Below are 25341 nucleotides of genomic sequence, written 5' to 3'. Positions count from 1 at the left end.
GTTTAGACTTATAAATGTGATAAAAATCACTTTTTATGATATTGCATGACCTCTAATTCTTGAGGTACATGATCCTGTTGCATCCATGGGTATGCTATTAAAAACAAACCTAAAATAAGCGGAAATTCATAAACTTCTTCGATGAAATCCTTGTAAGCCAAATCGTACAAAAATAAAAAACTGAGACTTCGACTATGCTCAACTGCATCAGAAATAAGTAAGCCCAATATCACCAAGCACAATGGCCAAATTGGCAACGCCAAGGTTTTTAGCTTACGTACGATTTCTTGGCGTAAATAAGGCGAAAACAGCATAAAGACAACAGGTGCAATCATGAATACAGAAATTAAACGAAAATACGGTTTAGGCACATCAGGAAAATAGTCGCGCCCCCAGCTAATGCTACGACCAAATAGCAACAACCACCATGCGACAGCCCACAACCAAAATTGTTTCTTTCCATCTTGCATTTCAAGTGGTCGAATATAGAAAAAAGTAAAAATCGCAAAAAACAGCAATAACAATGCTTGGACCGATTCAACTGCTGTAACAGTCATTCCATCAAATAAAGGAAAAGAGATACTTTGTAAAACAGGAAAAAGTAAACAGCAGATCATCAGCACCAATACACTGATTGGTAACTGAAAATCAAATTTCAAAGGGAGACTCTGCCTAAAGGGCAAGTTCAATAAAAAAACAATGTTAACACAAAACATACAATCCTTTAAGCTTGCTTTAAGTTTAAGATTCAAACTTGAAGGATAAATTTTTATTATTTTATTTTAAATCTTTGTATTTTTTATAATTTATTAATCTCCATCCTATTACCAAGCGATTGCGCCTGCTTACTTACCATTTAAGTTTCAACATACGTTTAGCTTACGCTACAGTAGTGCCTAATACTGACAACAAGAAATAATATCGTAAGAATTTTGAAGTACGAAATTAAGAATCCACCACTCTCATAAATATGAAAAATAAAAGTGCAATGCATATTTATGTACATTCACGTATGGTTAATCGATTAAGCATGATCAAGAAGATCTACCAGACTATTCATTCCGCAATAAAAAACGCTCCTAAGCCATAAGCTTAGGAGCGTCTTGAACTGTGTTCAGAAATTAGATTTTAGATACTAATTCTGGAACAACAGTATTCAAATCACCCACTAACCAGTAGTCAGCTACTGAGTTAATTGGCGCTTCTTCATCTTTGTTGATCGCAACGATCACTTTAGATTCTTTCATACCTGCCAAGTGCTGAATCGCACCAGAGATACCTACAGCGATGTACAAGTCAGGAGCAACGATTTTACCTGTTTGACCCACTTGCATATCGTTTGGTACGAAACCAGCATCAACTGCTGCACGAGATGCACCTTGAGCAGCACCAAGCTTGTCCGCTAATGGGTCAAGTACAGTGTGATAGTTTTCACCTGAACCAACACCACGACCGCCTGAAACAACGATACGAGCAGCTGTTAATTCTGGACGTTCAGATTTCACGATTTCTTCAGAAACGAACTTAGAAATGCCAGCATCACCAGTAGAAGCAACAGCTTCAACTGCAGCAGAACCGCCCTCGCTTGCCACAGCATCAAATGCAGTACCACGAACAGTTGCAACTACAACAGACTCGCCAGACTCTACAGTTGCAATCGCGTTACCTGCATAGATTGGACGTTTGAAAGTTTTAGGGCTTTCAACTGCAATGATGTCAGTGATCATGCTTACGTCAAGTAGCGCAGCAGCACGTGGAAGAACGTTTTTACCTGTTGTTGTAGAAGCAGCAAGGATGTGAGTGTAACCCGCACCGATAGAAGCAACTAATTTAGCAACGTTTTCAGCCAATTGGTTTGCATAAGCAGCGTCGTCAGCAAGCAATACTTTGCTTACACCAGCTACTTTAGCCGCTTGGTCAGCAACTGCTTGAGCGCCTGAACCAGCTACTAATACAGTGATATCACCACCGATTTTTTGCGCTGCAGCAACAACGTTAAGAGTTGCACCATTTAGTGCTTTGTTGTCGTGCTCAGCGATAACTAAAATACTCATGATTTTTATCCTTCTGTATTAGATCACTTTCGCTTCGTTTTTCAATTTGTCTACAAGCTCGTCTACAGACTTCACTTGTACGCCCGCTTTACGTTCTGCAGGAGCTTCAACTTTAACAGTTTTAAGCTTAGTCGCAGGTGAAACGCCATAATCAGCAGGTGACTTAGTATCAAGCGGTTTTTTACGCGCTTTCATAATGTTTGGAAGAGCAGCATAACGTGGCTCATTCAAACGTAAGTCAGTTGTGATGATTGCAGGAAGTGCAAGTTCAACAGTTTGTAAACCACCGTCGATTTCACGAGTCACTTGTACTTTATCGCCTTCAACTTTCACTTCTGAAGCGAAAGTACCTTGGCCAGCACCTAAAAGCGCGCCAAGCATCTGACCAACTTGGTTAGAGTCGTCATCAATTGCTTGTTTACCAAGAAGGATCAATTGAGGTTGTTCAGCGTCTACAACACCTTTTAGGATTTTTGCAACTTCAAGTGCACCTAACTGGCTGTCGTCAGCTTCAACAAGGATACCGCGGTCTGCACCAAGCGCCATAGAAGAACGGATTTGTTCTTGAGCTTCTTTAGGACCAATAGAAACAACAACGATTTCTGAAACAGTTCCTTTTTCTTTTAAACGAACCGCTTCTTCCACTGCGATTTCACAGAATGGGTTAATTGACATTTTAACGTTCGTTAAGTCAACACCACTGTTGTCCGGCTTAACGCGAACTTTAACGTTGGCATCAACCACACGTTTTACAGCAACAAGAGCCTTCATGTAATCCTCGGCTGTTTTAGCAAATGTAAATGTTGAGAAAAGTTATATTAACTCTTCACTTTAAATTTTTTAGGTGCCCTATCTTGCAATGTGTACGGCATTTCGGTCAAGTCACAATTATCGAAAGACCTGTAAAAAAGCGTAATTTCCTTGAACTTATCGTTCACATTTTTTAAAGAATGGTTCAGTTATCCAAAAAAACGCATTATTCAGTTATTTTTTAAGCATTGATTTTTATTATTTTTTTACTTGATTTAGCTCATCAAAAGATCTGATTTAATATCAATTTTCGATCAATCTTTCTGGAATAGAGCTTTCCCTCTACACATTCGGCAACATATCTAAACTTGTCATTTAAGTTAGAAGCATAATGAATTTAGTGCTGATTTCACTTTTCTGAAGCTAATTGGCGTGTTTTTCTCCTGTTCTTATTCTTAATTTCTGTCGATATTCAGCACAGATAAAAAAACCTCCGCTTTCGCGAAGGTTTTAGTTAAGGCATTTAGCCCAATTTACATTTGCTGTTTTAATTGGCAATTAACCACGTCGCAGCAAGAGCCAATAAACCGCCTGATGTACCATCGATCCACTTTTGTTTGCGTTCATCGATTTCAGTTTTTTGTGTAATACGTGCAAAGACCAAACTCAAACTACAATACACCACAAAAATCAGGCCAATAAAAATGAAGGACAAAATCAAACCTTGGCTCACGGTATTCGCTGATTTATCGATAAATTGCGGCAAAATTGCAAAATAAATCAACATACCTTTCGGGTTCAGCAAAGCCGTAAAAAAGCCTTTTTTAATCGGGTTTGACGCTGACTTTTTCTCAATACTTAATTTTTTACTGCTAAATACTGAACGTAGCAAATGCGTCGCCAAATATAAAAGATAAGCAATCCCCAACCAGCGGATTGTTTCAAAGAGTAGTGGAAATGACACGATAATCGCAGCAATACCCAATGCCACCAAAATCGAGTGAACCAAGTAACCTGAACACACACCTATTGTTGCCATCATGCCTGCTTTTGCATCCTTACCCATCACTTGTGACAGGATAAAAAGCATATCGGGTCCTGGTGTGAAAATAAGGGGAATTACCGTTAAGGCAAACAAAGCAAATACAGACATTTCAATTTTCCCTTTCTATGTCCTGAAAGTAAAATTAGTATGTTTGAATCGCTTTAAAATAGGATATCAAATATTCTATAATAGATATTATTTTTAGAATTATATTCTATTTTATGAAGACATCTTCTAAGTCAATTCTAGTTAAACTGGATCGTATTGATAAAAATATCATTCGCGCACTTCAAAATAATGGTCGCATGCAAAATAATGACTTAGCCAAGGAAATTGGACTCTCTCCTTCTTCTTGTTTACGTCGGGTCAAATTACTCGAAGAGGCAGGTGTGATTCAGAATTACACCACCGTGGTCGATCCACAAAAAATTGGCTTTCAATTGATTCTATTCTCTCGTATTTGGTTAACTGGGCAAGATGCTGAAACCATCGATACTTTTATCGAAGCGATGAAAGAACTTCCTCAAGTCATGGAGTGCTACATTATTTTGGGTGAGTGCGATGCAATGCTCAAAGTAGTGGTGCCTGACCTAGAAAGTTACCGCAAATTTCAGTCTACTCACTTAACCAAGAAAAATGGCATCACCAGTGTAAAGACTGATTTACCGAGCCAAATCATCAAACAAAGCTTCCAGTTGCCGTTAGAAGATTTATAACCACACAATTGATCTGCCAAGAAACAATTCAAGCATTTAAAACAACGAGGCTGATACTACAAGCTTGGCAATGTAGTGACGGATTACCTTTACAGCCTCGAATGCAAATATCTAGCTATGCGGTATTTCCTTATATTTTAAGCAAAGAAAAATAATGATTTTTGGCACATTTGCAGCAATTGATTGGGAACGATCAAGGAGGTCTTTGAGCTCAATTGCTCAAGTAGGAAAAACATTGATTTTTAGACTCACACTATCAAGTCTGAATGAATTGAATCACTGAGCAGCGAAACGGATTGGCATTTAGACATTTTGTTTAGGCAACTTAGCTATGCAAAGAAGTTAAACACTCTAACGCTCTGCACTCAAGCATCTCAAAATGTCATGGAGCGAGTGATATAAGGGCTAAACATCCAAATCCAATGAAGATAGCCCATAAGTTGTTTATTTGCCCTATGGTTCAGGCTGGCTGATTTTCCAAAAAATCACGATGGATGTGGCTTAAGTCAATAAGTTCATACTTTGCCAAATCAAAAATGCGCCAAATGGTGAGGGCATCTTCTTTGCTGTCAAATTTTACAGTTGCTTTATTGCTAAGCTGCCACTGTTTATCCGAAATCCAAATAAAGTATTGGCCCGTCGCCGCATTAAACGCCTGAACTTTACCATCGGCATTAATCCCTTGAAGCTGTGAACCTTCTGGTAATACAGCTTCTATTTCAGGCAAACCAATTTCAACAAAGTGTTTGATTTGGCGTAAGCCGTATCCTGCAAAAATTTCTTTTTGCTGACCATTTAACTGGTCATATTTTTCTTGAATATCTGAAATCATGGTATGGCCTATATATTTTTTTAACGGTACAGCAATTTAGTAAATGGCGAATTTCACTTCAGCACTTACGTCAATTCAATAATGGACAATTTTTATACCCGATAATTTGAATTTTTATAATGCGACAATAGTTCAAAATGTCGGTCAATTTTACCAATATTTTTTCACATCCTTATTTAACTTTCATGAAGCAGACCACTTTAGGATGCAAAATATGAAATCTAGCCTATAAATTTAAGCAATATTTAGACCATTACGAGCTAAAGTCGTATTTGCAATTGTTACGAATCTTTATGCTGCGCCCGTGGATGGGCTTGATCATAAACTTGTGCCAATCGATCAAAATCCACATGGGTATAAATTTGTGTAGTGGTTAAATTACTATGCCCCAACATTTCTTGTACAGCACGCAAGTCACCACTATTGGACAACATATGGCTAGCGAAGCAATGACGCAATAAGTGTGGATGTAAATCGACATTTACACCTGCACGTTGAGCTTGAAATTTAACTCGATTTTCAATTTGCCTTACCCCGAGTGGATTACCTTTTTGGGTGATAAAAACTTGGGCTTCTGGGACAAAATCACCATGCCATGCAGGATATAATTGCAACCAATGCATCACAGCCTCTTTTGCTTTAGAACCAAAAGGTACAATGCGTGTTTTATTGCCTTTACCCGTAATACGTAACAGTTGGCGATTAAAATCAATATCTCGAATGGTTAAGCCCTGCACTTCAGCCAAACGTAAACCACTTGAATATAGCAACTCCAAAATCGCTTTATCACGTATCCAAAGTTGCCGTTGAGTTTCACTTTCTGGCTCAGGCTGTTCCATGATTTGTTTAATGGTTTCAATATCGACCAATCCAGGTAAAGGACGTGATTGGCGTTTGAGCTGAAAATCATCTGCGGGGTTGAAACTAAGATAATCCCCTTGTTCTGCCCATTTCATAAATTGGCGTATCGAAGATAACATGCGCTGCAAACTACTTGGACTGAGCTGAAACTGTTCCACTTTATGAGCAACAAATTCACGCAGATCTGACTTTTCAACATCATGCAGTGGCAAGTTGCGTATTGTACAAAATTGGAGAAAATCACTGACATCACGCTCATACGCTTGCAATGTATGTTTAGACTGATTTTGAATTTCACGTTCCTTCAACCACATAGTCAGTAGTTGACTCTGATCCATCGTCATCTGTCTTCTCCCATTTCAACATATGCTTAAGCGTTGCAGTACGTTCACTAAAGCGATTTTACATATTTGTTTTATGAAAAGAGTCTAGCAAAGAACCCCTTAGGCTTACCATCAACACGTTGGTAAAAAGCTTGCGTTTCATTAAGCAAATACCCTTCTACACCATCCACACTCTGCGGATTGACATGGATCAAATCCACTGGACATTGCTCTTTTAAACTGTCCTGTGTGATACGACCAATTTTACTGTGCAAATCTTGAATTTGTTGTTCAGATAATCCTGCTTCTAAATCTAGTCCGATCAGCAAAGTCGGTGAATCATCTCGAGCTTGATTCAGCATTTGCGCTAAATAGGCAGCTTTTACCACACGCTCTGTGCCGAAAAAAATGCTTAATTGATCAATCATAAACTGCGGATATTCCGCCGGCTGACCAATTAAAACTTCCGTATCTTCCGTAACTTCATAGTTTTCTGAGGGCTGAATATACTGCCCGTTCAGCAAATATTGAATTTCTTCTGGTACAAAGTCCTTCGTCGCATCAGGTGATTGTGGATTCAATACAAGCCTTGCCCCCATGGTCATTTCAAATAATGCCTTGGTTGGTAGCCGGATATACGACTCCTCTTCAGATATTGCCAACCGCATTTTTTCCAAGGACGTAAAAAATGGGATGACGCAATCATAAGTCTCATCTTCCCATGATTTCAATTGAATACTGTCGCCTTCATCCAAGATCAAATCTTCGGCAATGTGTGAATCACGTTCACCTGTTGTTCCCACACAATACACATTGGCTGCCAATAACTGAGCTAAAAATTCGGGTCGATACGCGGGTTCATGTAAGGCTTTATGAAAAAGTTGTTCTAAGATTTCTTCTTTTATTTCTTCGTTTATTTGTTCCATGTTGATTCCAATCCAATTGAATTATAATTTTTTATTCACTTTTTATTTTATGAAAAAAGCCCTGAATGAATCAGGGCTTTGATTTTAACCTTGGAAGTAACTTAAATCTAAGCGTCCTTCGTAAACTGTTGCAGTTGGTCCAGTCATCCAAACTACACCACCTTCTTGCCACTCAATTTGCAGCTTACCACCTGCCAACTCTATTTCGACCGAATTGGCTAATAAACCACGACGCATACCTGATACTGCCGCTGCACAAGCACCTGTACCACAGGCCATAGTTTCACCGACACCACGTTCAAATACACGTAAGCGTGCATGTTTCTCGTCCACAATTTGCATAAAACCTGCATTTACACGCTGTGGAAAACGCTCATGCGATTCGACTTGTGGACCAATTTTAGCAACGTCTGCGGTAATAACATCAGGAACGATCGTCACTGCATGCGGATTACCCATACTCACTACATCAATGGTGAGCTGTTCATTATTCGCCAATGCAATGTCGTATAAGTTTTCAGGCTCTTCCGCAATAAATGGAATTTCATGCGGCAAAAAGCGTGGATAACCCATGTTAACGCGCACCCAACCATTCGCACCTAATTCAGGCTCTACGATACCTGACTTGGTTTGTACTTTGATTTTGGTTTTGCTGGTCAACTTACGTTCATGCACAAAGCGCGCAAAACAACGTACGCCATTTCCGCATTGTTCAACTTCCGAACCATCTGCATTAAAAATACGATATTTAAAATCGACATTGGGTAAATCAGGTGGTTCTACAATCAAAAGCTGATCAAAACCAATACCAAAATGACGGTCGGCCAAACGCTGAATCGTCACTGTATCTAAATAAGCTCGTTGGCTAATCAGATCGACCACCATGAAGTCATTGCCAAGGCCATGCATTTTGGTAAATTCTAATAACATCTCGAATTTCTCCTTAAGGCAATAAACGTTCACGTTCCCATAATGATTCGATGGTTTCACGCTCACGAATCAAATGAGACTGATCACCGTCAACCATTACTTCAGCAGCACGTCCTCGGCTGTTGTAGTTTGAACTCATGACAAAACCATAAGCACCTGCACCCAATACTGCAAGCACGTCATTTTCTTGAATCGCCAACTGACGTTGCTTTCCTAGGAAATCGCCAGTTTCGCAAATCGCGCCAACAACATCCCAGTCTTTCTTTTCTGTATCAGTACGAGGCGTTACTTCCTGAATATCCATCCATGCTTCATATAAAGCAGGTCGGATTAAGTCGTTCATAGCAGCATCAATAATGGCAAAATTACGATGATTGGTCGGTTTGAGTAAATCAACTTTAGTTAACAACACACCTGCATTTGCAGAAATACTACGCCCCGGTTCCATATACACCTTAAAGCCTAATTTTTCTAAAGCCGGACGCATTGCCTGAGCATATTCTTCAACAGTTGGTGGAACTTCGTCTTTGTAAGTCACACCTAAACCACCACCGATATCGATGTGTTTTAGGTGAATCCCCATCTCTTTCAATTGATTGATCATCACAATGACACGCTCAAGTGCATCAACAAAAGGCTGAGTTTCAGTCAACTGTGAACCGATATGACAATCAATCCCGATAATCTCAAGATTAGGCAACGACGCTGCATATGCATAGGTGTCAAAAACGCTGTCTGAAGGAATACCGAATTTATTTTCTTTTAAACCCGTAGAGATATAAGGATGGGTTTTGGCATCCACATCTGGATTTACACGCAATGAAATCGGTGCTTTCTTACCCATTGCCGCAGCAACTTTTTGGATTCGATCTAGCTCTGCATGTGATTCAACGTTAAAACATGCAATACCCACGTCCAACGCTTTTTGAATATCAGCTTCAGTTTTACCCAAACCAGAGAATACAATTTTAGAAGCTTCACCACCGGCTTTTAATACACGTGCGAGTTCACCACCCGTCACGATATCAAAACCAGCACCCTGCTTGGCAAGTACGTTTAACACCGCAAGATTAGAGTTTGACTTTACCGCAAAACAAATTTGATGGTCGATAAAGCTAAATGCACGATCCATATCTGAATAATGCTTTTCAAAAATAGCTTTTGAATAAACATAAAGCGGTGTGCCATATTGCTGTGCAAGCTGTTGTAAAGAACATTGCTCTGCATGCAATACCCCATTCGTACGGGTGAAACTCATGAAAGTATCCTTTCTATAAAAGCATTAAGGTGTAGGGTTAGAATTTGAAGATTCCGATTCAGTTGCAACAGGAGCCGCTTGTTTTTCCTGCTTTTGCTGTGCAGGCGTATCTGGATAAATCAGATATTTTGCGCGCTTATCTGCATTTGCATCTGAAGGTAAATGCAATGCACCAGACTGACCACAAGCGGTCAGCAGCACAGCACTAGCTAATACAATAATTTTATAATTCATAAAACGATACATAAACGTACCTAATGAAAAGATTTTTCCGAGTATAACGTGATCAACCCGCGGATAAAAGAAAAGCCCTGTAATTCCAAGTGAGCTTTTTGCCATTCTGCACTAAATTTAAGCAAAATTTGATGGTGCTGTTTTCAATCCTTATTTGTCTTTATTTCTAGCTCGATCAGGCTATTGATTTCACTGAAATAGCTTATCAATTTGAATGCTGTTTAATACAAATCGAAACGCTAATAAACAGTCTGTTTTAACTTAAAATAAGTCCATATCCAAATAAAAAAGCTGCCCCCACAGGAGCAGCTTTTTTATGTTTTTACATCAGATCAAAAATGTAAATTAATGGTGCTTTTTCTTATAAAAACCGAAATAGCCAATAATCAATATGATGAACCAAATCGGGCTCACCATGAGCGCTTTCATGGTATCTGCTTCTAGCGACAAGACATAAATCATGCCGATGAAGAAGATAATCACGAGCCAACAGGTATATAAACCACCCGGTAGTTTAAAGGTTGATTTCGCATGCAACTCAGGACGAGTTTTATAGTAAACGATATAACTCCAGATAATCATGAGCCATACGCAGATAAATAAAATCGTCGACAGTGTAGTTGCTAAAGTGAAGGCTTCAACCGTGTTCGGTACGAAATACTGTAATGCCGCACCCAACAGTAAACAAACTGCCGAGAAATACAACGCATTTGCCGGAACTGCACGTGAGTTTAGACGGCCAAACGCTTTTGGACCTTGCTCTTCACGAGATAAACCAAACAACATACGTGAAGTCGAGAACACACCACTATTCATCGATGACATAACTGATGACAACACAACCAAGTTCATAATAATCGCAGCAGCAGCAATACCGGCTTGGCTAAACAAGTTCACGAATGGTGAAATGCTTGGGTCAATGGCATTCCATGGCGTAACGGACATCACAATCACAAGTGCCAGCACATAGAAAATAATGATACGAATCGGAATCGAGTTCACAGCTTTAGGCAAGTTGTGTTCTGGATCTTTGGTTTCTGCTGCCGTAGTACCCACGAGTTCTACGCCGACAAAGGCAAAAATGGCGATTTGGAAACCTGCCAAGAAGCCAGTTACTCCTGTTGGGAATAGACCACCATGTGACCATAAATGTGTGAATGATGCGATTTCACCTGTCGATGAGGTAAAACCGGTAAAGATCATCCAAAGACCGACACCAATGAGCACCACGATTGCAATAATCTTAATCAGTGCAAACCAAAACTCTAATTCACCAAAAAGTTTAACCGTAACAAGGTTTAAACCCATGATAAACACAATGGCGGCAACACTGATCATCACCCCTTCTTCGGGCGAGAACGGGTTACCTCCATTAAAGAATTGCAGGTAATAAATGATGGCCGATAAATCAGCAATCCCTATAGTGATCCAGCACAGCCAATAGGTCCAACCCACAAAATAACCTGCCCACGGGCCGATTAAGTCGGTTGCAAAATCGATAAAAGATTTATATTCAAGATTTGATAGTAATAACTCGCCTAATGCACGCATGACGAGGAAAACCATAAAACCAATAATCATATAGATAATAAGGATGGACGGACCAGCTAAACTGATGGTCTTTCCTGACCCCATAAATAAACCTGTACCAATCGCACCACCAATCGCAATCAATTGCAGGTGTCGGTTGGACAGGCTTCGTTTCAAATCGCCGCTATCGGCGTGCGATCCATGACTCTCATTTGACATTATTTAATTCAACTTCGCGTTCCAATTGCGACAAATTAACGTAAAAGTTTCAGAAAATACAAAATTATTTTTCATCATCTATATTTTCGGATTAAGTGACAAAGTTAATTTATTTTTCTTATATATAAAAATCTTAACCTCTATCCCAAATTCAAAGCGACAAACAAAACAACAATTTACTTGTAAAAACTTCAATTCTATGCAAAAAATATTTTCCCAACGATAAAAAATTTATGCCAAAAATCATGGAAGTTTCTAACAATGGCATATCAATTGCTACAGATATCAAAAATGTAGCATTCACTCAGGACCGATAAGAAGAAAGATACTATGCAAGATCTACACACACTCATGAATACACTCAGCGGCTGGGTCTGGGGCCCATACATGTTGGTCCTCATTGTCGGAACAGGTGTATTCCTCACCTTCCGACTACTTTTCTGGCAATTTCGCATGTTGCCTTTCGCATTCAAACAAGTCTTTGGCAAGCATCCTAAAGCAAATCAACATGATGGCGATATTTCTCATTTCGCCTCACTTATGACCGCACTTTCTGCCACCATTGGTACAGGTAATATTGCCGGTGTAGCCACCGCTTGTGTGCTCGGTGGTCCGGGCGCAGTGTTTTGGATGTGGATAACCGCGCTCTTTGGTATGGCAACCAAATATGGTGAAGGCGTACTCGCAGTCAAATATCGCGTAAAAAATGAAAATGGCGAAATGAGCGGCGGTCCAATGTACTACATTGAACGTGGACTGAAGTGGAAATGGCTCGCTGTCATTTTTGCCCTCTTTGGTACTTTAGCCTCTTTCGGCATTGGCAGTTCAGTACAGTCCAATACGGTTGCCCTCGCTGTTGAAAATAGTCTCGGACTTGAAACGTGGATTACAGGTATTGTTATTACTATTCTGTCTGCTTTAGTAATTCTCGGCGGAATTAAATCCATCTCTAAAGCATCCTCTTATATCGTACCTATTATGGCTGTCGGTTATGTATTGGGTGGACTAATCATCATTTTAAATAATCTTGAATTGGTCATTCCTTCTCTCAAATTAATCTTTACCTATGCATTTACTGGCGAAGCTGCGGCAGGTGGTGCGATTGGTGCGGCTATTCGTTATGGTGTTGCCCGTGGTGTTTTCTCTAACGAAGCAGGTATGGGTTCTGCACCTATTGCCGCGGCTGCTGCGAAAACGGATCACCCTGCACGTCAAGGTTTAGTTTCAATGACAGGTACATTTATCGATACGATTATCGTGTGTTCTATCACCGGGATTGTTTTGGTCATGGGCTTTATTATGGCAGGCAACAGTTTTGGCGACCAAACTGGTGCAGTTTTAACTATCAGCGTATTTGATAAATTATTACCGGGTTTTGGCGGCTTGATCGTCACCTTCGGGATTATTTTCTTTGCATACTCAACCATTTTAGGTTGGAGTTACTATGGTGAAAAATGCTGTACTTACTTACTTGGTGAAAAGTTTGTCTTGATTTACCGTTTGATTTACATCGCTTCAGTCTTTGTAGGCTGTGTGGCGACTCTTGATCTTGTGTGGTTATTTGCCGATACCTTTAACGGTTTGATGGCTGTACCAAACTTAATTGCGCTGTTGTTACTTTCTGGTGTTATTGCCAAAGAATCGAAGGACTTTATTGCACGTCGTAAATCAGGTGAACTGTACTAATCCTTTCACGCTACTAAACAAAAAGCCACGTGAATTCACGTGGCTTTTTTATTCGGACTGATAATCGATATTTACTTATTGAATCGTACCGATTTGACCATCATCAAATTTGTCGTTTTTCGTGTTGCTTTCATTGGATTCATCCTTTTGATCTGACTCAGCATCTTCAATAAAGCCTTCGCCAAATTGGTCACCAAACTCATTTTCAGCATATTCAGAATCTACAGCACTGACTTCCATCAGATCCGCTTCGATTTCTAAGGCAATTTCCAAGGATAAAGAAAAGAACAATACCCCCTGAATTTTCATGTTCCCTTGTTCATCTTCAAGATATTCACTGAGAGTTTTATATGCAGGGCTGCTTTCATCAAAAGGTACGTCAAGGTATAAATCACCTGTATAGCTATCGATCAAAGACTCACCTTCTAGCCCCATACAAGGGAAATACTCGAGATTTTGCAGGTCAAACCAGTGCATAACGTCATTACGTACCGTATTTTTCTCAGGATGTTGATGATCATATTCTTCAAAATGCACAAATAACACATCACGATTTTTTTCACGTGCAATGGCATCGATATGTCGTAATAGTTCAGTCATGTGGTGACCCATTTCAAAAAATATAATGCGCTATTATAAAGTGCTTACTATATAAAAGTGCAGCTATTGAAAATAAAACGACATCAATTGACCTTCAACAGTCATTTCATGCGATAAAAACTTGGTTTTTCGATGTATTCACCGCTATGCTGTGACTCAATTTGAGTTTGTGCACAGTAAATATTATGGCGAAAGCAAAAAGTGTCTATCGATGTGAACAATGTGGTGCTGATCATCCCAAATGGGCCGGTCAATGTACCGAATGTGGTGAATGGAATTCATTAGTCGAAGTCAATATTGCACCCGCCGTTACACACCGTGCGCAGCCTAAAATGGGCGGTGGCTATGCAGGTCAAGCAGCTGCTGTGACTACCTTAAATCAAGTTTCCGTTTCGCATGAAACTCGAATGGCAACAGGTATTGGTGAATTTGACCGTGTGCTCGGTGGTGGACTGGTCACAGGTTCAGTTGTGCTGATTGGTGGTGACCCCGGCATTGGTAAATCCACTATTTTGCTACAAACCGCAACCTATATGGCGGCGAGTAAAAGTTCTGCCTTATATGTCACTGGTGAGGAATCTTTGTCTCAAGTGGCTCTACGTGCCCAGCGCCTAGATTTGCCGACCGATCAACTCAAAGTCATGGCCGAAACCTGTGTCGAGCGTATTTGTGAAGTTTTGGCACATGAACGCCCTGCCGTTGCCATTTTAGATTCGATCCAAACCCTATACACCGAGACACTCCAGTCTGCGCCGGGCGGTGTTTCCCAAATTCGTGAATCGGCTGCACTCCTGACTCGCTTTGCCAAAAATAGTGGCACTGCACTATTTATTGTCGGTCACGTAACGAAAGAAGGTTCTTTGGCAGGCCCTCGTGTGCTTGAGCACATGGTCGATTGTGTTTTGTATTTTGAAGGTCAGTCTGACTCGCGCTTCCGTATGATTCGGGCGGTGAAAAACCGTTTTGGTGCGGTCAACGAGCTTGGTGTATTTGGCATGACTGATAAAGGTCTGCGCGAGGTATCAAACCCATCCGCTATTTTCCTGAGTCGTTATGATGAAGCCATTCCGGGTTCCATTGTCATGATTAGCCGTGAAGGTACACGTCCACTTTTGGTTGAAGTTCAAGCTTTGGTAGATGATGCGCACGGACAACCTCGACGCGTGGCCTTAGGTTTAGAACAAAACCGTTTAAACATGCTTTTAGCCGTTATGCACCGTCATGGTGGCGTACAAACCGCTGGACAAGATGTCTATGTCAATGTCGTGGGTGGTTTAAAAATCACAGAAACAGGTTCTGACCTTGCGGTACTTTTAGCCTGCGCCTCTAGCTTAAGAGCTAAAGCCCTGCCACAGCATTTGGCAGTATTTGGCGAAGTCGGACTTTCAGGCGAAATCCGTCCTGTACCCAATGGACAGGAGCGACTCAAAGAAGCCATTAAGCATGGGTTTAAAACCATTATTTTACCTCGTGGTAATGCACCGCAAAAAACCATTTCAGGTGTAGAGATTATTTCTGTGGCACGTTTACATGAGGCGTTGAGTCAGGCAATTACACTGACCGATGAGTCTTAGTCACGTTGAATCGTTTATTTTGAATGAATTTTCAATTTTTTACCGATGTTCTATTGAAATTCAGTACAAATGGCGGCATAACTAGATGGCTATTTTAACTTTATATAGATATAGGAAAATTTGATGGAAGTTCGACAGCGTGGTTTGATGACTGCTCTTTTAACAGCAGCCCTTTTGGTAGCGCCGATTGCAGAAGCGAAACGTGCCGGTGGTGGTAAAAGCCATGGTATGAGCCGTCAAGCTACTCCAACTCAGTCTTATCAGCAACCTCGTCAATCTGCTCCTGTTCAACAGCCTGCAACTGCTGGCGCTCCAGCAAAATCTGGCTCGAATGTGGGCGGAATGGTTGCTGCTGGTGTGGCTGGTGCTGCTATTGGTGCAGTCGCTGCAAATGCGATGGCCGATGACAATAACGGTCAAGCAGCTTCTGAAGCGCAAGCTCAACAACAGGAAGAGAAAGGTGGTATTCCAGGCTGGATCTGGATTTTACTTGCCGCTGCTGTTGCCTTCTTCATTTTCCGTAAGATGGGCGCAAAAAAAAAACTAGCCGCTAACAATCCGTATGCGCCAAACAGCGGTGCAAACAATGCACCGTTTGGCCAGCAAAATGCTGCACCTCGTGCAGGTAATGACAATACGAATATTTTTGGTAATTCTGTAGGCGGTAATTCAGCAGCTTCAAATGCTCCATTTGGTGCAGCTGCAGCAACGAACGCGCCTTTTGGTGCTGCCTATACCAACAGCGGCAATCAATTGCCTGATGGTACAGAGCCAGCAACATTTTTACGTGTTGCACGTCAGCGTTTTAACCACATTCAATCGATGAATACGGCAAGCAACATTTCTGAAATTCAGCGTTACTTAACGCCTGATCTTTACCAGTCTATGTATAACGACATTATGGCGAATAAAGATGAAGACGTTGCTGAGTTTTCTAACTTAAATGCTATGGTGGTCGATTCTGCTAACGAAAATGGTCAATACGTTGTAAGTGTGCGTTTTACAGGTACGGTAAGTGAAGACTTAAATAGTTTGCCACAGCCATTTGCTGAAGTATGGCATTTTGTTAAACCTGCGGGTTCTGATCAAGACTGGTTAGTTGCAGGCATTCAACAAGAGCAATAATGTAGAAAATTAAGCATTCTTGCATTCTAAAATAGCGACTCCGGTCGCTATTTTTTCGCCTTTAATTCCCCTCTTTTTAAATCAATTTCTACTCAGCATGCTGAAAAATCAATAAATTTGTGAATACATTATTCTAATTATTAATAATAATTGTTATCATTTAGATTAACTTTAATACAATTTCCAAGCGCTTAAGTATTTTATGAATAGCTCACCACCTGAGGCACTCGTGACACCCCTCACATCTGCGCTGCCTAAAGCGCGTAAAGATACCCCCTCTCTATTGACCTATCGCTTGATGATTTTCTATCGCTTTGCCCTCGCTTTAGTGGGCGGATATGTTGTCGCGATGCTATCTGCCATCGTAATCGCAGATGTGTTTAGCGAAGACCGTGGAAGTGCAGCCATGAGTGCAACTTTAATTGCATTTATCCTGTGGAGCTGTGCATTTATTTGGGTCTTTATGGTGAATAAAACCCTCAAAGCAACTTTAGGTATTGTGATCCCTGCGGTGTGTTTGTATGCCATTTACATGATGATGGGAAGCTAAAATGCGTGTTGATGCAAAAGTAGAGGGACCTCGCCAGTCCATGTCTTGGCTGCATACATGGGCCAGCCTAATCTTAGGTTGGTTGCTGTATGCAATTTTCCTGACAGGGACCCTAAGCTTCTTTAAAAATGAAATCAATGTTTGGATGACACCTGAGCTGCATCAATCTGTTCCAGCCAGTTCACAAGTCCAACAAACTGAAGTCGCACTGAATTATTTACAGCAAAATCATCCGAATGCAGGTGCTTGGAATATTTTGCTGCCAAATACGCGTCAAAATGCCACATTAATTACCGTTCGTGAACAAGGTGAAGACCCTCGCGCACGCCGTGGTGGTAAACAAATCTACATTGATAGTGCTACAGGTGAAGTGCTTGAGCCGCGCGATACGCGTGGTGGTAATTTTCTCTATCGTTTCCATTTCGAACTTTATGGTATGCCACGTATGTGGACGCGATGGTTTGTCGGGATAGCGACACTGTTGATGTTAGTTGCCATCATTAGTGGTGTGATTACTCATAAAAAAATCTTTAAAGATTTCTTTACCTTCCGTTCAGGTAAAGGACAACGTTCTTGGCTCGATGCACATAATGCAACCGCAGTATTTGCGCTTCCCTTCCACATCATGATCACCTTTAGTGGCCTGTTGCTGCTGTTATTTACGATCATGCCTTGGGGGATTGAGCGTATTTATGAAAACCGGGGACAATTTTTACAAGAACAAAATCGTGCCCTAGTTCAAGAAAATAAACCTGAAGGACGTGAATCTGCCCAAGGACGCGAAGAACGTGGCGAACGCCCACAGCAAGCCCGTGCCAATTCTGCGCAAAACCAAGGCGAAAATCGTGCTGAGGGCCGTGGTGAAGGTCGAGGAGATCGTCGCTCTAAACGTGAAGAGCAACCTGTCGTTGCTGCGCCGTTGACCAACTTAGCGCCAATCGTGACTGCGGTTCAGACTGAATGGAAAAACAATCCGATTAGTACCGTTAGCATCATTGCACCGAATACAGACCAAGCTAAAATTGAGCTACGTGCCTTACATGGTGAAAGTGTCGCGTATCGAAATGTCTATGCAAGCAAACAATTTGATGGCGTAACTGGCAAAGACTTAACTGACGAAAGTGCCAAGTTAAAGCACCCTTCTGTACCGATGGGTATTTACAATGTAGTCACTACGCTACATGAAGCACGCGGTGTAGATTTAGCACTACGTTGGCTGCTGTTTATTTCAGGGATTGTAGGCACACTGATGGTCGCTACAGGTCTCATTCTGTGGTGTGTAAAACGTGCGCCGCAACAGCAAAAACAAGGCTTTAAATCATTTGGCTACCGCACGGTTGAAGTGACCAATATTGCAGCGATTATTGGTTTGCCGATTGCCTGCGCAGCATTTTTCTATGCCAACCGTTTTATTCCCGCACAACTTGAAAACCGTTCGGAATTAGAAATTCGTAGTTTCTTTATTGTTTGGCTACTGACGCTCGTTTATGCGATGTTCCGTACGCATCGTCAAGCGTGGCTAGAACTTTTAGCTTTTGCCACAGCAATTTTTGCCTTACTGCCGATTGTAAACTTCATGACTGGTGGTCAACCGCTTTGGAATACCATGGCAAATGGCCAATGGATGATTGCATCCTTTGATCTTGCAATGTGGCTTTTGGCTATCTTGTTTGCCTATTCATTTTACAAAGTGAAAAAGCATAAAGGGCTGCCTGTTAAAAAAGCACGTGGCACAAAGGAGGTTGAAGCATGATGTTCTTTCTCCTGATTTGGACACTGAGTAGCTTAGGTTTTTTTGCCTTGGCAAGCAGCATGTCAAAACATCAAAAGCAGTTCTACAGCAAAGAACTAAGTGTGGGCCAAACACGGTTAGCCACGCTAGTCGGCTGGGCGCTATTGATCATCGCCTTGATAATTTGCCTCTCTCTTGGCACGCCGAGCAATAACATCAGTTATTGGTTTGGCGCGCTGACTATTGCGGCTTTATTTGTCGGGCTATGTATTAGTTATATCGCTGAATATTTTTGGAAAATTATTGGTGCATTGGTTGTCGTATTTGTATTGTCAGCTGTGTTATTGAAATTTTAATTCATTAGACAAGCTTCTCTAAACATTGAAAGCCAATCTTCGGATTGGCTTTTTTCATGCCAACCGATTAGGCTATGCCTATTCTGCTCTTTTGGATTACACATGTCTGAACTTTCGATCTCTCCTGCTTTATATAACCGTGCCATGGCAGGCAATAAAGATGCTCAATTTGAACTGGCTGAAATTTATATGCAAAGTGAAAATGATGAGCATGTTGAACTTGCAGAAGAATGGGCACTCAAAGCAGCTCAGTTAGGTCATGTAGAAGCAATGTATTGGCTGGGTGAAGGCTATGCAGTCTATGCCAAAGATATGCTCGAAGAAGATCCGGAAGAATCTAAAACCTATTTTGAACATGCGCACCGCTGGTTAGAACAAGCGGCGAAGCATGACCATCCTGCTGCAATTTTAGAATTGGCCAATTTTTACCGTCGCGGCGATGTGGTGGAAAAAGATGTCGCTAAATCCATTGAACTGGTTGAACAATCTGCAAAATTAGGTGAAGTTCAGGCCATGCGTGATTTGGCTTTTATTTATGCCAATGGATTAGGCATCGACGCCGATGAAGAAAAAGCAGATTTTTGGAATGAAAAAGCCAGTATGGCTGAGCAATAATCCAATTATTTTCTAAAAAATAAAGCCCATCTCATGATGGGCTTTTTTCATTCAACAATATGGCTCAGCTCGCCACATAATCATTTACATCCACAATAATGACTTGTCGGCAAATGCCTTCCGCACCACGCTGCTGTTCAAATACGTCTGCTGGCATGGCATCAAAGCTGTCAAAGAAACTGATCTCTGTCTCATCAATGTCATACACCAAGGAATGATTCCCCACTCCGTCTAGGGTGTCGTAATAGACAATCACAAACTGATTTTGTTCAAAAGCCTGCTGGATTTGTGCATAGCCAATTGCAGGTAATATAGGCAGTTCCAATTGATCCGCTTCTGCATAGCTGCGTTTTTCACTGTCTTGCAGCTCAGGATCATGCTCTGTGTAAAACTTTACTAGAAAGCCAAACTTTTTCAGTCCTACAGCCAAACCAATGGTTGTTGTGCCATGGCCAGCTTCATAAGCGCAAACTTCGATGAGCTGCTGAATGTCTGCATCTATACCTAAGTGCTGCAGCAACATCCACACTGCATAAATGCCGCCATTGGCTTCTAAATTTGCCAACTCATCAGGTATTTCCATCGACATATATCAAAACTCAAAATTGCTTATGGACGATGATAAACAAATCGCAGCAGTTTTGCCTGCAAGTTTTAATCCAGACCTGATTTCACATGCACAAAAATAATGTCCAAATCTTGTTTGGGCACAAAATTCTTTTCAACCATTTGAAACTGCGTAGCGCTGATTTTCTTCACTTTACCTGCCCAGCAAAATGAAACCAGTTCGTTAGCATCCCGCTCAATAGTCAGCTTAAAATCTTGAATAGGTTTTGCCCAATTGGCACCTGTTTTTAAGATATAGCCCAGTGCTTGAAATGGTGCATGCTGTGATTTGGCCTTTCTGAGTCCTGCCTTAAAGTTTTTATCCATACAAAATTGTTGATTATACTCATCTGGATATAACGCCACAGAGCCACCCACTAGCGGTGCATATTGATGCTGTACGCGAGTAAATGCTTTGGCTTTAAAGGTTTGCTTCCAGCTGTAAATTACCTGAGATGACCATGAAATGACTTCACTCGGATCTTTGGGCAAAACTTTTTGCAAAGCTGCATTTTTACAGTTTCTGAGTTTTTCCTCGAAAGTTTCATATTCATCATCTTGCCTGCTCCACGGATTCAGCATGTCTTTTTCCGTAAACCCGCATTGCTTAAAACTCTCCGTCATATCAATCGGGGCTGTTTTTTCATCTTTTTGAATAAAAGTGCGCACATGCATTTCAGGCTGAATCGTTTTTCCATTCACTTGAACTTTAAAACGTTTGAGCAACTTTTCTGTATTGGCAAAATCTGATTCAAAGAAGTTTTTAACTTTTGGCAACGGAAATAAGACCGTTTCAATCACATCTTGATTGCTCAGATTTTTAAACTGATAATCGACCTTGATCATTTTTTTACTGATAAACAGGTCTTCACTGAACATTTGAATGTCTTTATTTTTCAGGTACTGCACCCCTCCCGTTGCCACATAGCCTGTTGAATCGTTGGCATATGTTAGTGCTGAAAAACACAAGCATATGAATGCAGTTAATTTTTTCATTATTAGCTTCCAATTTTTTATATTTAAAATTGCACTAGAATATCATCGACCATTTTTCAGGAATATACTCAGAAATTAGCCCTATCCCGATAATTATAAGGGCAATGATGCCAATCAAAATAATAAAACTCACTGCTTTTATGACTACTCTAAGGGTTAAATTTAAGCCTTTCGTATAATTTTCAATAAAGCCTGAAAATTTAAATAAGGATAAAACCCCAATCAAAATTAAAGGCAGAAAAAAAATATCTTGTGGTGAAAAGTCGCCTCGCCTTGCTGAGACAGCTTGTGAAGATACGAGTAAAACTAGGAAAATATTAAATTTTAATATATTCATGATATGTACGTTATTATCTTTTTATTATCAGATTATTCATCTACATATTAACCAATTTTTGATTGGAACTCACTCTATTTCCAAGTACAATACTCCGCTAGTCGAGGGATGCTGCGACTTTCTTATAGGCACTAAATATAAGATCGCTAGGCTCGACGATTCGGTTGGACACTCGTTCCAATCAACAACGGCATCCGCGAACTGAATGATCAATTGTTTTTATTAAGGAGATCGTGATGAACGCGGTTAATGCTTCATTTACAGATTATAAAGTTGCCGATATTTCACTAGCTGACTACGGCCGTAAAGAAATCAAACTTGCAGAAGCAGAAATGCCAGCCCTAATGGGTCTTCGCAAACGCTATGCAGCGGCTAAACCGCTTGCTGGTGCGAAAATCCTTGGCTGTATCCACATGACCATTCAAACTGCAGTTTTAATTGAAACTCTAGTTGAATTGGGCGCAGAAGTACGCTGGACTTCATGCAACATCTTCTCTACTCAAGACCACGCTGCTGCTGCAATCGCTGCTGCAGGTATTCCTGTATTTGCTTGGAAAGGCGAAACTGAAGAAGAATACATGTGGTGTCTTGAACAGCAAATCAATGTGAACGGTACACCTTGGGATGCCAACATGATTCTGGATGATGGCGGTGACTTAACTGCGCTTGTTCACGAAAAATATCCTGAAGTGATTGCTAAAATCCACGGTATTACAGAAGAAACCACTACAGGTGTTCAACGTCTTTACGAAATGCACCGCGACGGTACTTTAAAAGTTCCAGCGATTAACGTAAATGACTCTGTAACCAAGTCTAAAAATGACAATAAATACGGCTGCCGCCACTCATTAAACGATGCAATCAAACGTGGTACAGATATGCTTTTATCTGGTCGTCGTGCGCTTGTAATCGGTTATGGCGACGTAGGTAAAGGTTCTGCTCAATCACTTCGTCAAGAAGGCATGATTGTACGTGTAACTGAAGTTGACCCAATCTGCGCAATGCAAGCATGCATGGACGGTTTCGAAGTTGTTGCTCCGTATAAAAATGGCATTCAAACTGGCAAGAAAGAAGACATCAACCTTGACCTTCTTCAAAATACTGACTTGATCGTAACAACGACTGGTAACTACCACGTATGTGACGCAGCAATGCTTGATTCATTAAAAGCTGGCGCTGTAGTTTGTAACATCGGTCACTTCGACACTGAAATCGATACAAACTACCTACGCGGTTACAAGTGGGTTGAAGTGAAGCCACAAGTTCACCAAGTGTATCGTACCGAAAATGAAAACGATTACTTAATCCTTCTTTCTGAAGGTCGTTTGGTGAACCTTGGTAACGCAACTGGTCACCCATCGCGTATTATGGATGGTTCTTTTGCTAACCAAGTATTGGGGCAAATGCACCTATTCGCTGAAAAATTTGCTGATCTTCCTGAAGATCAAAAACAAGCGGCGATCCGCGTAGAACTTATTCCTAAGAAATTAGACGAAGAAGTTGCTGCTGCAATGGTTGCAGGTTTCGGTGGCGTATTGACGACTTTGACTCAAGAACAAGCGGATTACCTCGGTGTTCAAGTTGAAGGCCCGTTCAAAGCTGAGGCTTATAAATACTAAGTTTTATAAATACCTCTCCCTAACCCTCTCCTGAGCGTGCTTCAAGCACTGCTTTGAAGCTCAGCGCAAGAGAGGGAACTCTTCATTGTGAAAGCAAATTTGTTGTTAACTCCAAATAACTATTACTTTCATAATGGAAGTCCCTTCTCCCTCTGGGAGAAGGTTAGGATGAGGGGATTTTTTTAAATAAAAGTATTTATAAAAAAAGGATTTGAACATGTCAAAACAGATTCCTATTTCCTTTGAGTTCTTCCCGACCAAAACTGATGCGGGCGCGGAAAAACTTAAAGTTGTACACCAAGAACTACAATTATTAAATCCTGAATTTTTCTCTGTAACATACGGTGCAGGCGGTTCTACCCGTGAACGTACTTTGTCTACATTGAACGACTTCAACGGTAAAGGCACACCGGTTGCCCCTCACCTGTCTTGTATTGGTGACAGCAAAGAACGTATTGCTGAATTGCTAGATTTGTATAAATCGCAAGGCATTGACCGTATTGTTGCGCTGCGCGGCGACTTGCCGTCTGGTCAAGTGGGCTTGGGCGAATTGCCTTATGCAACAGATCTTGTGCGTTTCATCCGTGAGCACACTGGCGATCACTTCAAAATTGAAGTTGCAGCTTACCCAGAAATGCATCCTCAAGCAGACAGCTTTGACCTCGACATCAAACGTTTCTGTGATAAAGCCAATGCGGGCGCTAACGCAGCACTCACACAGTTCTTCTTCAATCCAGATGCATACTTCTACTTTGTAGAACGCATTCAAAAAGAAGGCGTGAACATTCCTGTCGCTCCAGGCATCATGCCTATTACCAATGCAAGTAATTTAATTCGCTTTGCTGATGGTACAGGTGCAGAAATTCCTCGCTGGATTCGTAAACAGCTTGCGACTTATGGCGATGACACAGCGTCAATCAAAGCCTTTGGTCATGAAGTGATTGTGAAACTTTGCGAACGTCTGATTGCTGGTGGTGCGCCAAGCTTGCACTTCTATACCATGAATACCACTGACCCTACACGTCAACTTGTGAAAGACCTCGGTCTTGCATAAGACATTTCGACCTTTTTGAGAGTAAAACTTTAATGCCACGTTTTTATATTGAAGCTGATTTAACTGTTAATACGACTGTTGAATTAACGGAAACAGTATTTCATCACTGGGTAAAAGTTTTACGTGCTCAAGTGGGCGAAACTGCCACTTTGTTCAATGGGCAAGGTGGCGAATATCATGTTAAATTGGTTGAAGTCGCTAAAAAGTCGGCTGCCGTCCAAGTATTGCAATTCAATCCAAGCAATCGCACACCACATTTTACGGCGCTCTTGGGTCAAGTGATGAGCAAAGGCGACCGCATGGATTATGCGATTCAAAAAGCTGTGGAACTCGGTGTTTCTAAAATTCAACTACTCATTTCAGAACGTTGTGAAATGCGTTTGAAGTACGATCGTGATCAAAAGAAACTCGACCATTGGCAAGGTATTGCCATTGCTGCATGTGAACAATGTGGTCTCAACATTGTCCCTAAAGTACTTGCGCCCCTTTCCCTTGAAAAATGGCTGGAGAGTAATCTTCCGACTACCAAGTTGGTACTCGCACCCAATAAAGATGAAGTTGATGTATTAGCTGATGCTGACCCACAATTTGCCTTACTGATAGGCCCTGAAGGTGGCTTGAGCGAAGCCGAGATCAGCGCAGCAAATGAGAAAGGTTTTGTGAACTGGTGTATCGGTGAACGTGTCCTTCGCACAGAAACTGCACCTGTAGTTGCACTTTCAATTTTAAATTATAAATTTATTTAATTTTTACTCGATAGTTCATCTGAAAGCATCAATGATGACATCCTCGATATTGCTTTTTATTTGTAAC

At 41.1% G+C, this 25341-nt stretch carries 26 protein-coding genes; 11 read left to right on the top strand and 15 right to left on the bottom strand.

What is annotated here, in order from left to right; all coding sequences use genetic code 11:
- Window positions 1-26 precede the first annotated feature (26 nt).
- From FTU37_RS02760 to FTU37_RS02745, 4 genes are all read right to left on the bottom strand, one after another.
- A complete protein-coding gene (locus FTU37_RS02760; RefSeq protein ID WP_180123756.1) occupies window positions 27-659 on the bottom strand; it encodes a hypothetical protein in 633 nt (210 codons plus the stop codon).
- A gap of 462 nt (window positions 660-1121) precedes the next feature.
- Window positions 1122-2054 (bottom strand): FAD-binding protein, encoded by a 933-nt coding sequence (locus FTU37_RS02755; RefSeq protein WP_180123755.1) that lies wholly within the window; start codon window positions 2052-2054, stop codon window positions 1122-1124.
- Between the two features lie 18 nt (window positions 2055-2072).
- Complete coding sequence (locus FTU37_RS02750; protein ID WP_078192067.1) at window positions 2073-2825, bottom strand: electron transfer flavoprotein subunit beta/FixA family protein; 753 nt, start codon at window positions 2823-2825, stop codon at window positions 2073-2075.
- Window positions 2826-3351: 526 nt separating this feature from the next.
- On the bottom strand, window positions 3352-3957 hold the full coding sequence (locus tag FTU37_RS02745; RefSeq protein WP_180123754.1) for a LysE family translocator: 606 nt from the start codon (window positions 3955-3957) through the stop codon (window positions 3352-3354).
- 113 nt (window positions 3958-4070) lie between these two features.
- Between FTU37_RS02745 and FTU37_RS02740 the strand changes: the two genes are divergently transcribed.
- Window positions 4071-4565, top strand: coding sequence for an Lrp/AsnC family transcriptional regulator (locus FTU37_RS02740; RefSeq protein WP_078190405.1), 495 nt, complete (start codon window positions 4071-4073; stop codon window positions 4563-4565).
- 460 nt (window positions 4566-5025) lie between these two features.
- On the opposite strand, the gene FTU37_RS02735 is transcribed toward FTU37_RS02740, so the two are convergent.
- The 7 genes from FTU37_RS02735 to FTU37_RS02705 all read right to left on the bottom strand — a co-directional run bounded on the left by FTU37_RS02735 (window position 5026) and on the right by FTU37_RS02705 (window position 11678).
- Window positions 5026-5397, bottom strand: a complete 372-nt coding sequence (locus tag FTU37_RS02735; protein WP_218954632.1) for a hypothetical protein — start codon at window positions 5395-5397, stop codon at window positions 5026-5028.
- A 281-nt stretch (window positions 5398-5678) separates the two neighbouring features.
- Window positions 5679-6602: a tyrosine recombinase XerC gene (locus FTU37_RS02730; RefSeq protein WP_180008330.1), complete on the bottom strand. Its 924-nt coding sequence runs from the start codon at window positions 6600-6602 to the stop codon at window positions 5679-5681.
- 71 nt (window positions 6603-6673) lie between these two features.
- Window positions 6674-7507: an enhanced serine sensitivity protein SseB C-terminal domain-containing protein gene (locus tag FTU37_RS02725; protein WP_180123753.1), complete on the bottom strand. Its 834-nt coding sequence runs from the start codon at window positions 7505-7507 to the stop codon at window positions 6674-6676.
- Between the two features lie 84 nt (window positions 7508-7591).
- Complete coding sequence (gene dapF / locus FTU37_RS02720; protein ID WP_111883917.1) at window positions 7592-8437, bottom strand: diaminopimelate epimerase; 846 nt, start codon at window positions 8435-8437, stop codon at window positions 7592-7594.
- Window positions 8438-8450: 13 nt separating this feature from the next.
- Window positions 8451-9695 (bottom strand): diaminopimelate decarboxylase, encoded by a 1245-nt coding sequence (gene lysA / locus FTU37_RS02715; RefSeq protein ID WP_180123752.1) that lies wholly within the window; start codon window positions 9693-9695, stop codon window positions 8451-8453.
- Between the two features lie 24 nt (window positions 9696-9719).
- Complete coding sequence (locus FTU37_RS02710; RefSeq protein ID WP_372491094.1) at window positions 9720-9929, bottom strand: lipoprotein; 210 nt, start codon at window positions 9927-9929, stop codon at window positions 9720-9722.
- 345 nt (window positions 9930-10274) lie between these two features.
- Window positions 10275-11678, bottom strand: a complete 1404-nt coding sequence (locus FTU37_RS02705) for an amino acid permease (RefSeq protein ID WP_180009988.1) — start codon at window positions 11676-11678, stop codon at window positions 10275-10277.
- A gap of 330 nt (window positions 11679-12008) precedes the next feature.
- On the opposite strand from FTU37_RS02705, the gene FTU37_RS02700 reads away from it, so the two are divergent.
- Window positions 12009-13364, top strand: a complete 1356-nt coding sequence (locus tag FTU37_RS02700; protein ID WP_180123751.1) for a sodium:alanine symporter family protein — start codon at window positions 12009-12011, stop codon at window positions 13362-13364.
- A gap of 75 nt (window positions 13365-13439) precedes the next feature.
- Here FTU37_RS02700 and FTU37_RS02695 read toward each other — a convergent pair whose 3' ends face one another.
- On the bottom strand, window positions 13440-13964 hold the full coding sequence (locus FTU37_RS02695; RefSeq protein WP_306670191.1) for a hypothetical protein: 525 nt from the start codon (window positions 13962-13964) through the stop codon (window positions 13440-13442).
- Between the two features lie 185 nt (window positions 13965-14149).
- Here FTU37_RS02695 and radA point away from each other — a divergent pair, with 185 nt between their 5' ends.
- The 6 genes from radA to FTU37_RS02665 all read left to right on the top strand — a co-directional run bounded on the left by radA (window position 14150) and on the right by FTU37_RS02665 (window position 19916).
- Window positions 14150-15538 (top strand): DNA repair protein RadA, encoded by a 1389-nt coding sequence (radA, locus tag FTU37_RS02690; protein ID WP_180123750.1) that lies wholly within the window; start codon window positions 14150-14152, stop codon window positions 15536-15538.
- 123 nt (window positions 15539-15661) lie between these two features.
- Entirely contained in the window at window positions 15662-16663 is a 1002-nt protein-coding gene (locus FTU37_RS02685; RefSeq protein WP_180123749.1) for a Tim44 domain-containing protein, read from the top strand.
- 202 nt (window positions 16664-16865) lie between these two features.
- The gene (locus FTU37_RS02680; protein WP_180123748.1) at window positions 16866-17213 is read left to right on the top strand and encodes a hypothetical protein; all 348 of its coding nucleotides are present in this window, start codon (window positions 16866-16868) and stop codon (window positions 17211-17213) included.
- Between the two features lies 1 nt (window position 17214).
- On the top strand, window positions 17215-18966 hold the full coding sequence (locus FTU37_RS02675; RefSeq protein WP_180123747.1) for a PepSY domain-containing protein: 1752 nt from the start codon (window positions 17215-17217) through the stop codon (window positions 18964-18966).
- Window positions 18963-19301 (top strand): DUF3325 domain-containing protein, encoded by a 339-nt coding sequence (locus FTU37_RS02670; RefSeq protein ID WP_180008350.1) that lies wholly within the window; start codon window positions 18963-18965, stop codon window positions 19299-19301. The genes FTU37_RS02675 and FTU37_RS02670 overlap by 4 nt, the downstream gene beginning before the upstream one ends.
- 102 nt (window positions 19302-19403) lie before the next feature.
- A complete protein-coding gene (locus FTU37_RS02665; RefSeq protein ID WP_180123746.1) occupies window positions 19404-19916 on the top strand; it encodes a tetratricopeptide repeat protein in 513 nt (170 codons plus the stop codon).
- 64 nt (window positions 19917-19980) lie between these two features.
- Here FTU37_RS02665 and FTU37_RS02660 read toward each other — a convergent pair whose 3' ends face one another.
- The 3 genes from FTU37_RS02660 to FTU37_RS02650 all read right to left on the bottom strand — a co-directional run bounded on the left by FTU37_RS02660 (window position 19981) and on the right by FTU37_RS02650 (window position 21855).
- Window positions 19981-20505 (bottom strand): peptidase C39, encoded by a 525-nt coding sequence (locus FTU37_RS02660; RefSeq protein WP_180039612.1) that lies wholly within the window; start codon window positions 20503-20505, stop codon window positions 19981-19983.
- A gap of 65 nt (window positions 20506-20570) precedes the next feature.
- Complete coding sequence (locus FTU37_RS02655) at window positions 20571-21518, bottom strand: DUF4424 family protein (RefSeq protein ID WP_180123745.1); 948 nt, start codon at window positions 21516-21518, stop codon at window positions 20571-20573.
- A 34-nt stretch (window positions 21519-21552) separates the two neighbouring features.
- Window positions 21553-21855, bottom strand: a complete 303-nt coding sequence (locus tag FTU37_RS02650) for a hypothetical protein (RefSeq protein WP_111883908.1) — start codon at window positions 21853-21855, stop codon at window positions 21553-21555.
- 236 nt (window positions 21856-22091) lie between these two features.
- Here FTU37_RS02650 and ahcY point away from each other — a divergent pair, with 236 nt between their 5' ends.
- The 3 genes from ahcY (at window position 22092) to FTU37_RS02635 (ending at window position 25274) form a co-directional block, all read left to right on the top strand.
- Window positions 22092-23474 (top strand): adenosylhomocysteinase, encoded by a 1383-nt coding sequence (gene ahcY / locus FTU37_RS02645; RefSeq protein ID WP_180039608.1) that lies wholly within the window; start codon window positions 22092-22094, stop codon window positions 23472-23474.
- Window positions 23475-23691: 217 nt separating this feature from the next.
- Complete coding sequence (gene metF, locus FTU37_RS02640; RefSeq protein WP_168378282.1) at window positions 23692-24528, top strand: methylenetetrahydrofolate reductase [NAD(P)H]; 837 nt, start codon at window positions 23692-23694, stop codon at window positions 24526-24528.
- 32 nt (window positions 24529-24560) lie between these two features.
- Window positions 24561-25274 carry a 16S rRNA (uracil(1498)-N(3))-methyltransferase gene (locus tag FTU37_RS02635; RefSeq protein WP_180003365.1) on the top strand — a complete coding sequence of 238 codons (714 nt, stop codon included), beginning with the start codon at window positions 24561-24563 and terminating at the stop codon, window positions 25272-25274.
- Window positions 25275-25341: the final 67 nt, after the last annotated feature.

Origin of the sequence: Acinetobacter sp. YH12097 (assembly GCF_013419225.1) — a bacterium.
In the GTDB taxonomy this organism is placed as follows: Bacteria; Pseudomonadota; Gammaproteobacteria; order Pseudomonadales; family Moraxellaceae; genus Acinetobacter; species Acinetobacter amyesii.
This window is presented reverse-complemented; position numbering and strand designations above follow the sequence as displayed.

What these genes read in the sequence shown, in the direction of transcription:
- FTU37_RS02735 (WP_218954632.1), bottom strand. Translation starts at nt 5,397, where the DNA reads ATGATTTCAGATATTCAAGAAAAATATGACCAGTTAAATGGTCAGCAA.
- FTU37_RS02700 (WP_180123751.1), top strand. Translation starts at nt 12,009, where the DNA reads ATGCAAGATCTACACACACTCATGAATACACTCAGCGGCTGGGTCTGG.
- FTU37_RS02710 (WP_372491094.1), bottom strand. Translation starts at nt 9,929, where the DNA reads ATGAATTATAAAATTATTGTATTAGCTAGTGCTGTGCTGCTGACCGCT.
- FTU37_RS02650 (WP_111883908.1), bottom strand. Translation starts at nt 21,855, where the DNA reads ATGAATATATTAAAATTTAATATTTTCCTAGTTTTACTCGTATCTTCA.
- ahcY (WP_180039608.1), top strand. Translation starts at nt 22,092, where the DNA reads ATGAACGCGGTTAATGCTTCATTTACAGATTATAAAGTTGCCGATATT.
- FTU37_RS02755 (WP_180123755.1), bottom strand. Translation starts at nt 2,054, where the DNA reads ATGAGTATTTTAGTTATCGCTGAGCACGACAACAAAGCACTAAATGGT.
- FTU37_RS02745 (WP_180123754.1), bottom strand. Translation starts at nt 3,957, where the DNA reads ATGTCTGTATTTGCTTTGTTTGCCTTAACGGTAATTCCCCTTATTTTC.
- FTU37_RS02655 (WP_180123745.1), bottom strand. Translation starts at nt 21,518, where the DNA reads ATGAAAAAATTAACTGCATTCATATGCTTGTGTTTTTCAGCACTAACA.
- lysA (WP_180123752.1), bottom strand. Translation starts at nt 9,695, where the DNA reads ATGAGTTTCACCCGTACGAATGGGGTATTGCATGCAGAGCAATGTTCT.
- FTU37_RS02695 (WP_306670191.1), bottom strand. Translation starts at nt 13,964, where the DNA reads ATGACTGAACTATTACGACATATCGATGCCATTGCACGTGAAAAAAAT.
- FTU37_RS02660 (WP_180039612.1), bottom strand. Translation starts at nt 20,505, where the DNA reads ATGTCGATGGAAATACCTGATGAGTTGGCAAATTTAGAAGCCAATGGC.
- dapF (WP_111883917.1), bottom strand. Translation starts at nt 8,437, where the DNA reads ATGTTATTAGAATTTACCAAAATGCATGGCCTTGGCAATGACTTCATG.
- FTU37_RS02675 (WP_180123747.1), top strand. Translation starts at nt 17,215, where the DNA reads ATGCGTGTTGATGCAAAAGTAGAGGGACCTCGCCAGTCCATGTCTTGG.
- FTU37_RS02725 (WP_180123753.1), bottom strand. Translation starts at nt 7,507, where the DNA reads ATGGAACAAATAAACGAAGAAATAAAAGAAGAAATCTTAGAACAACTT.
- FTU37_RS02685 (WP_180123749.1), top strand. Translation starts at nt 15,662, where the DNA reads ATGGAAGTTCGACAGCGTGGTTTGATGACTGCTCTTTTAACAGCAGCC.
- metF (WP_168378282.1), top strand. Translation starts at nt 23,692, where the DNA reads ATGTCAAAACAGATTCCTATTTCCTTTGAGTTCTTCCCGACCAAAACT.
- FTU37_RS02705 (WP_180009988.1), bottom strand. Translation starts at nt 11,678, where the DNA reads ATGTCAAATGAGAGTCATGGATCGCACGCCGATAGCGGCGATTTGAAA.
- FTU37_RS02635 (WP_180003365.1), top strand. Translation starts at nt 24,561, where the DNA reads ATGCCACGTTTTTATATTGAAGCTGATTTAACTGTTAATACGACTGTT.
- FTU37_RS02740 (WP_078190405.1), top strand. Translation starts at nt 4,071, where the DNA reads ATGAAGACATCTTCTAAGTCAATTCTAGTTAAACTGGATCGTATTGAT.
- FTU37_RS02730 (WP_180008330.1), bottom strand. Translation starts at nt 6,602, where the DNA reads ATGACGATGGATCAGAGTCAACTACTGACTATGTGGTTGAAGGAACGT.
- FTU37_RS02670 (WP_180008350.1), top strand. Translation starts at nt 18,963, where the DNA reads ATGATGTTCTTTCTCCTGATTTGGACACTGAGTAGCTTAGGTTTTTTT.
- radA (WP_180123750.1), top strand. Translation starts at nt 14,150, where the DNA reads ATGGCGAAAGCAAAAAGTGTCTATCGATGTGAACAATGTGGTGCTGAT.
- FTU37_RS02665 (WP_180123746.1), top strand. Translation starts at nt 19,404, where the DNA reads ATGTCTGAACTTTCGATCTCTCCTGCTTTATATAACCGTGCCATGGCA.
- FTU37_RS02680 (WP_180123748.1), top strand. Translation starts at nt 16,866, where the DNA reads ATGAATAGCTCACCACCTGAGGCACTCGTGACACCCCTCACATCTGCG.
- FTU37_RS02750 (WP_078192067.1), bottom strand. Translation starts at nt 2,825, where the DNA reads ATGAAGGCTCTTGTTGCTGTAAAACGTGTGGTTGATGCCAACGTTAAA.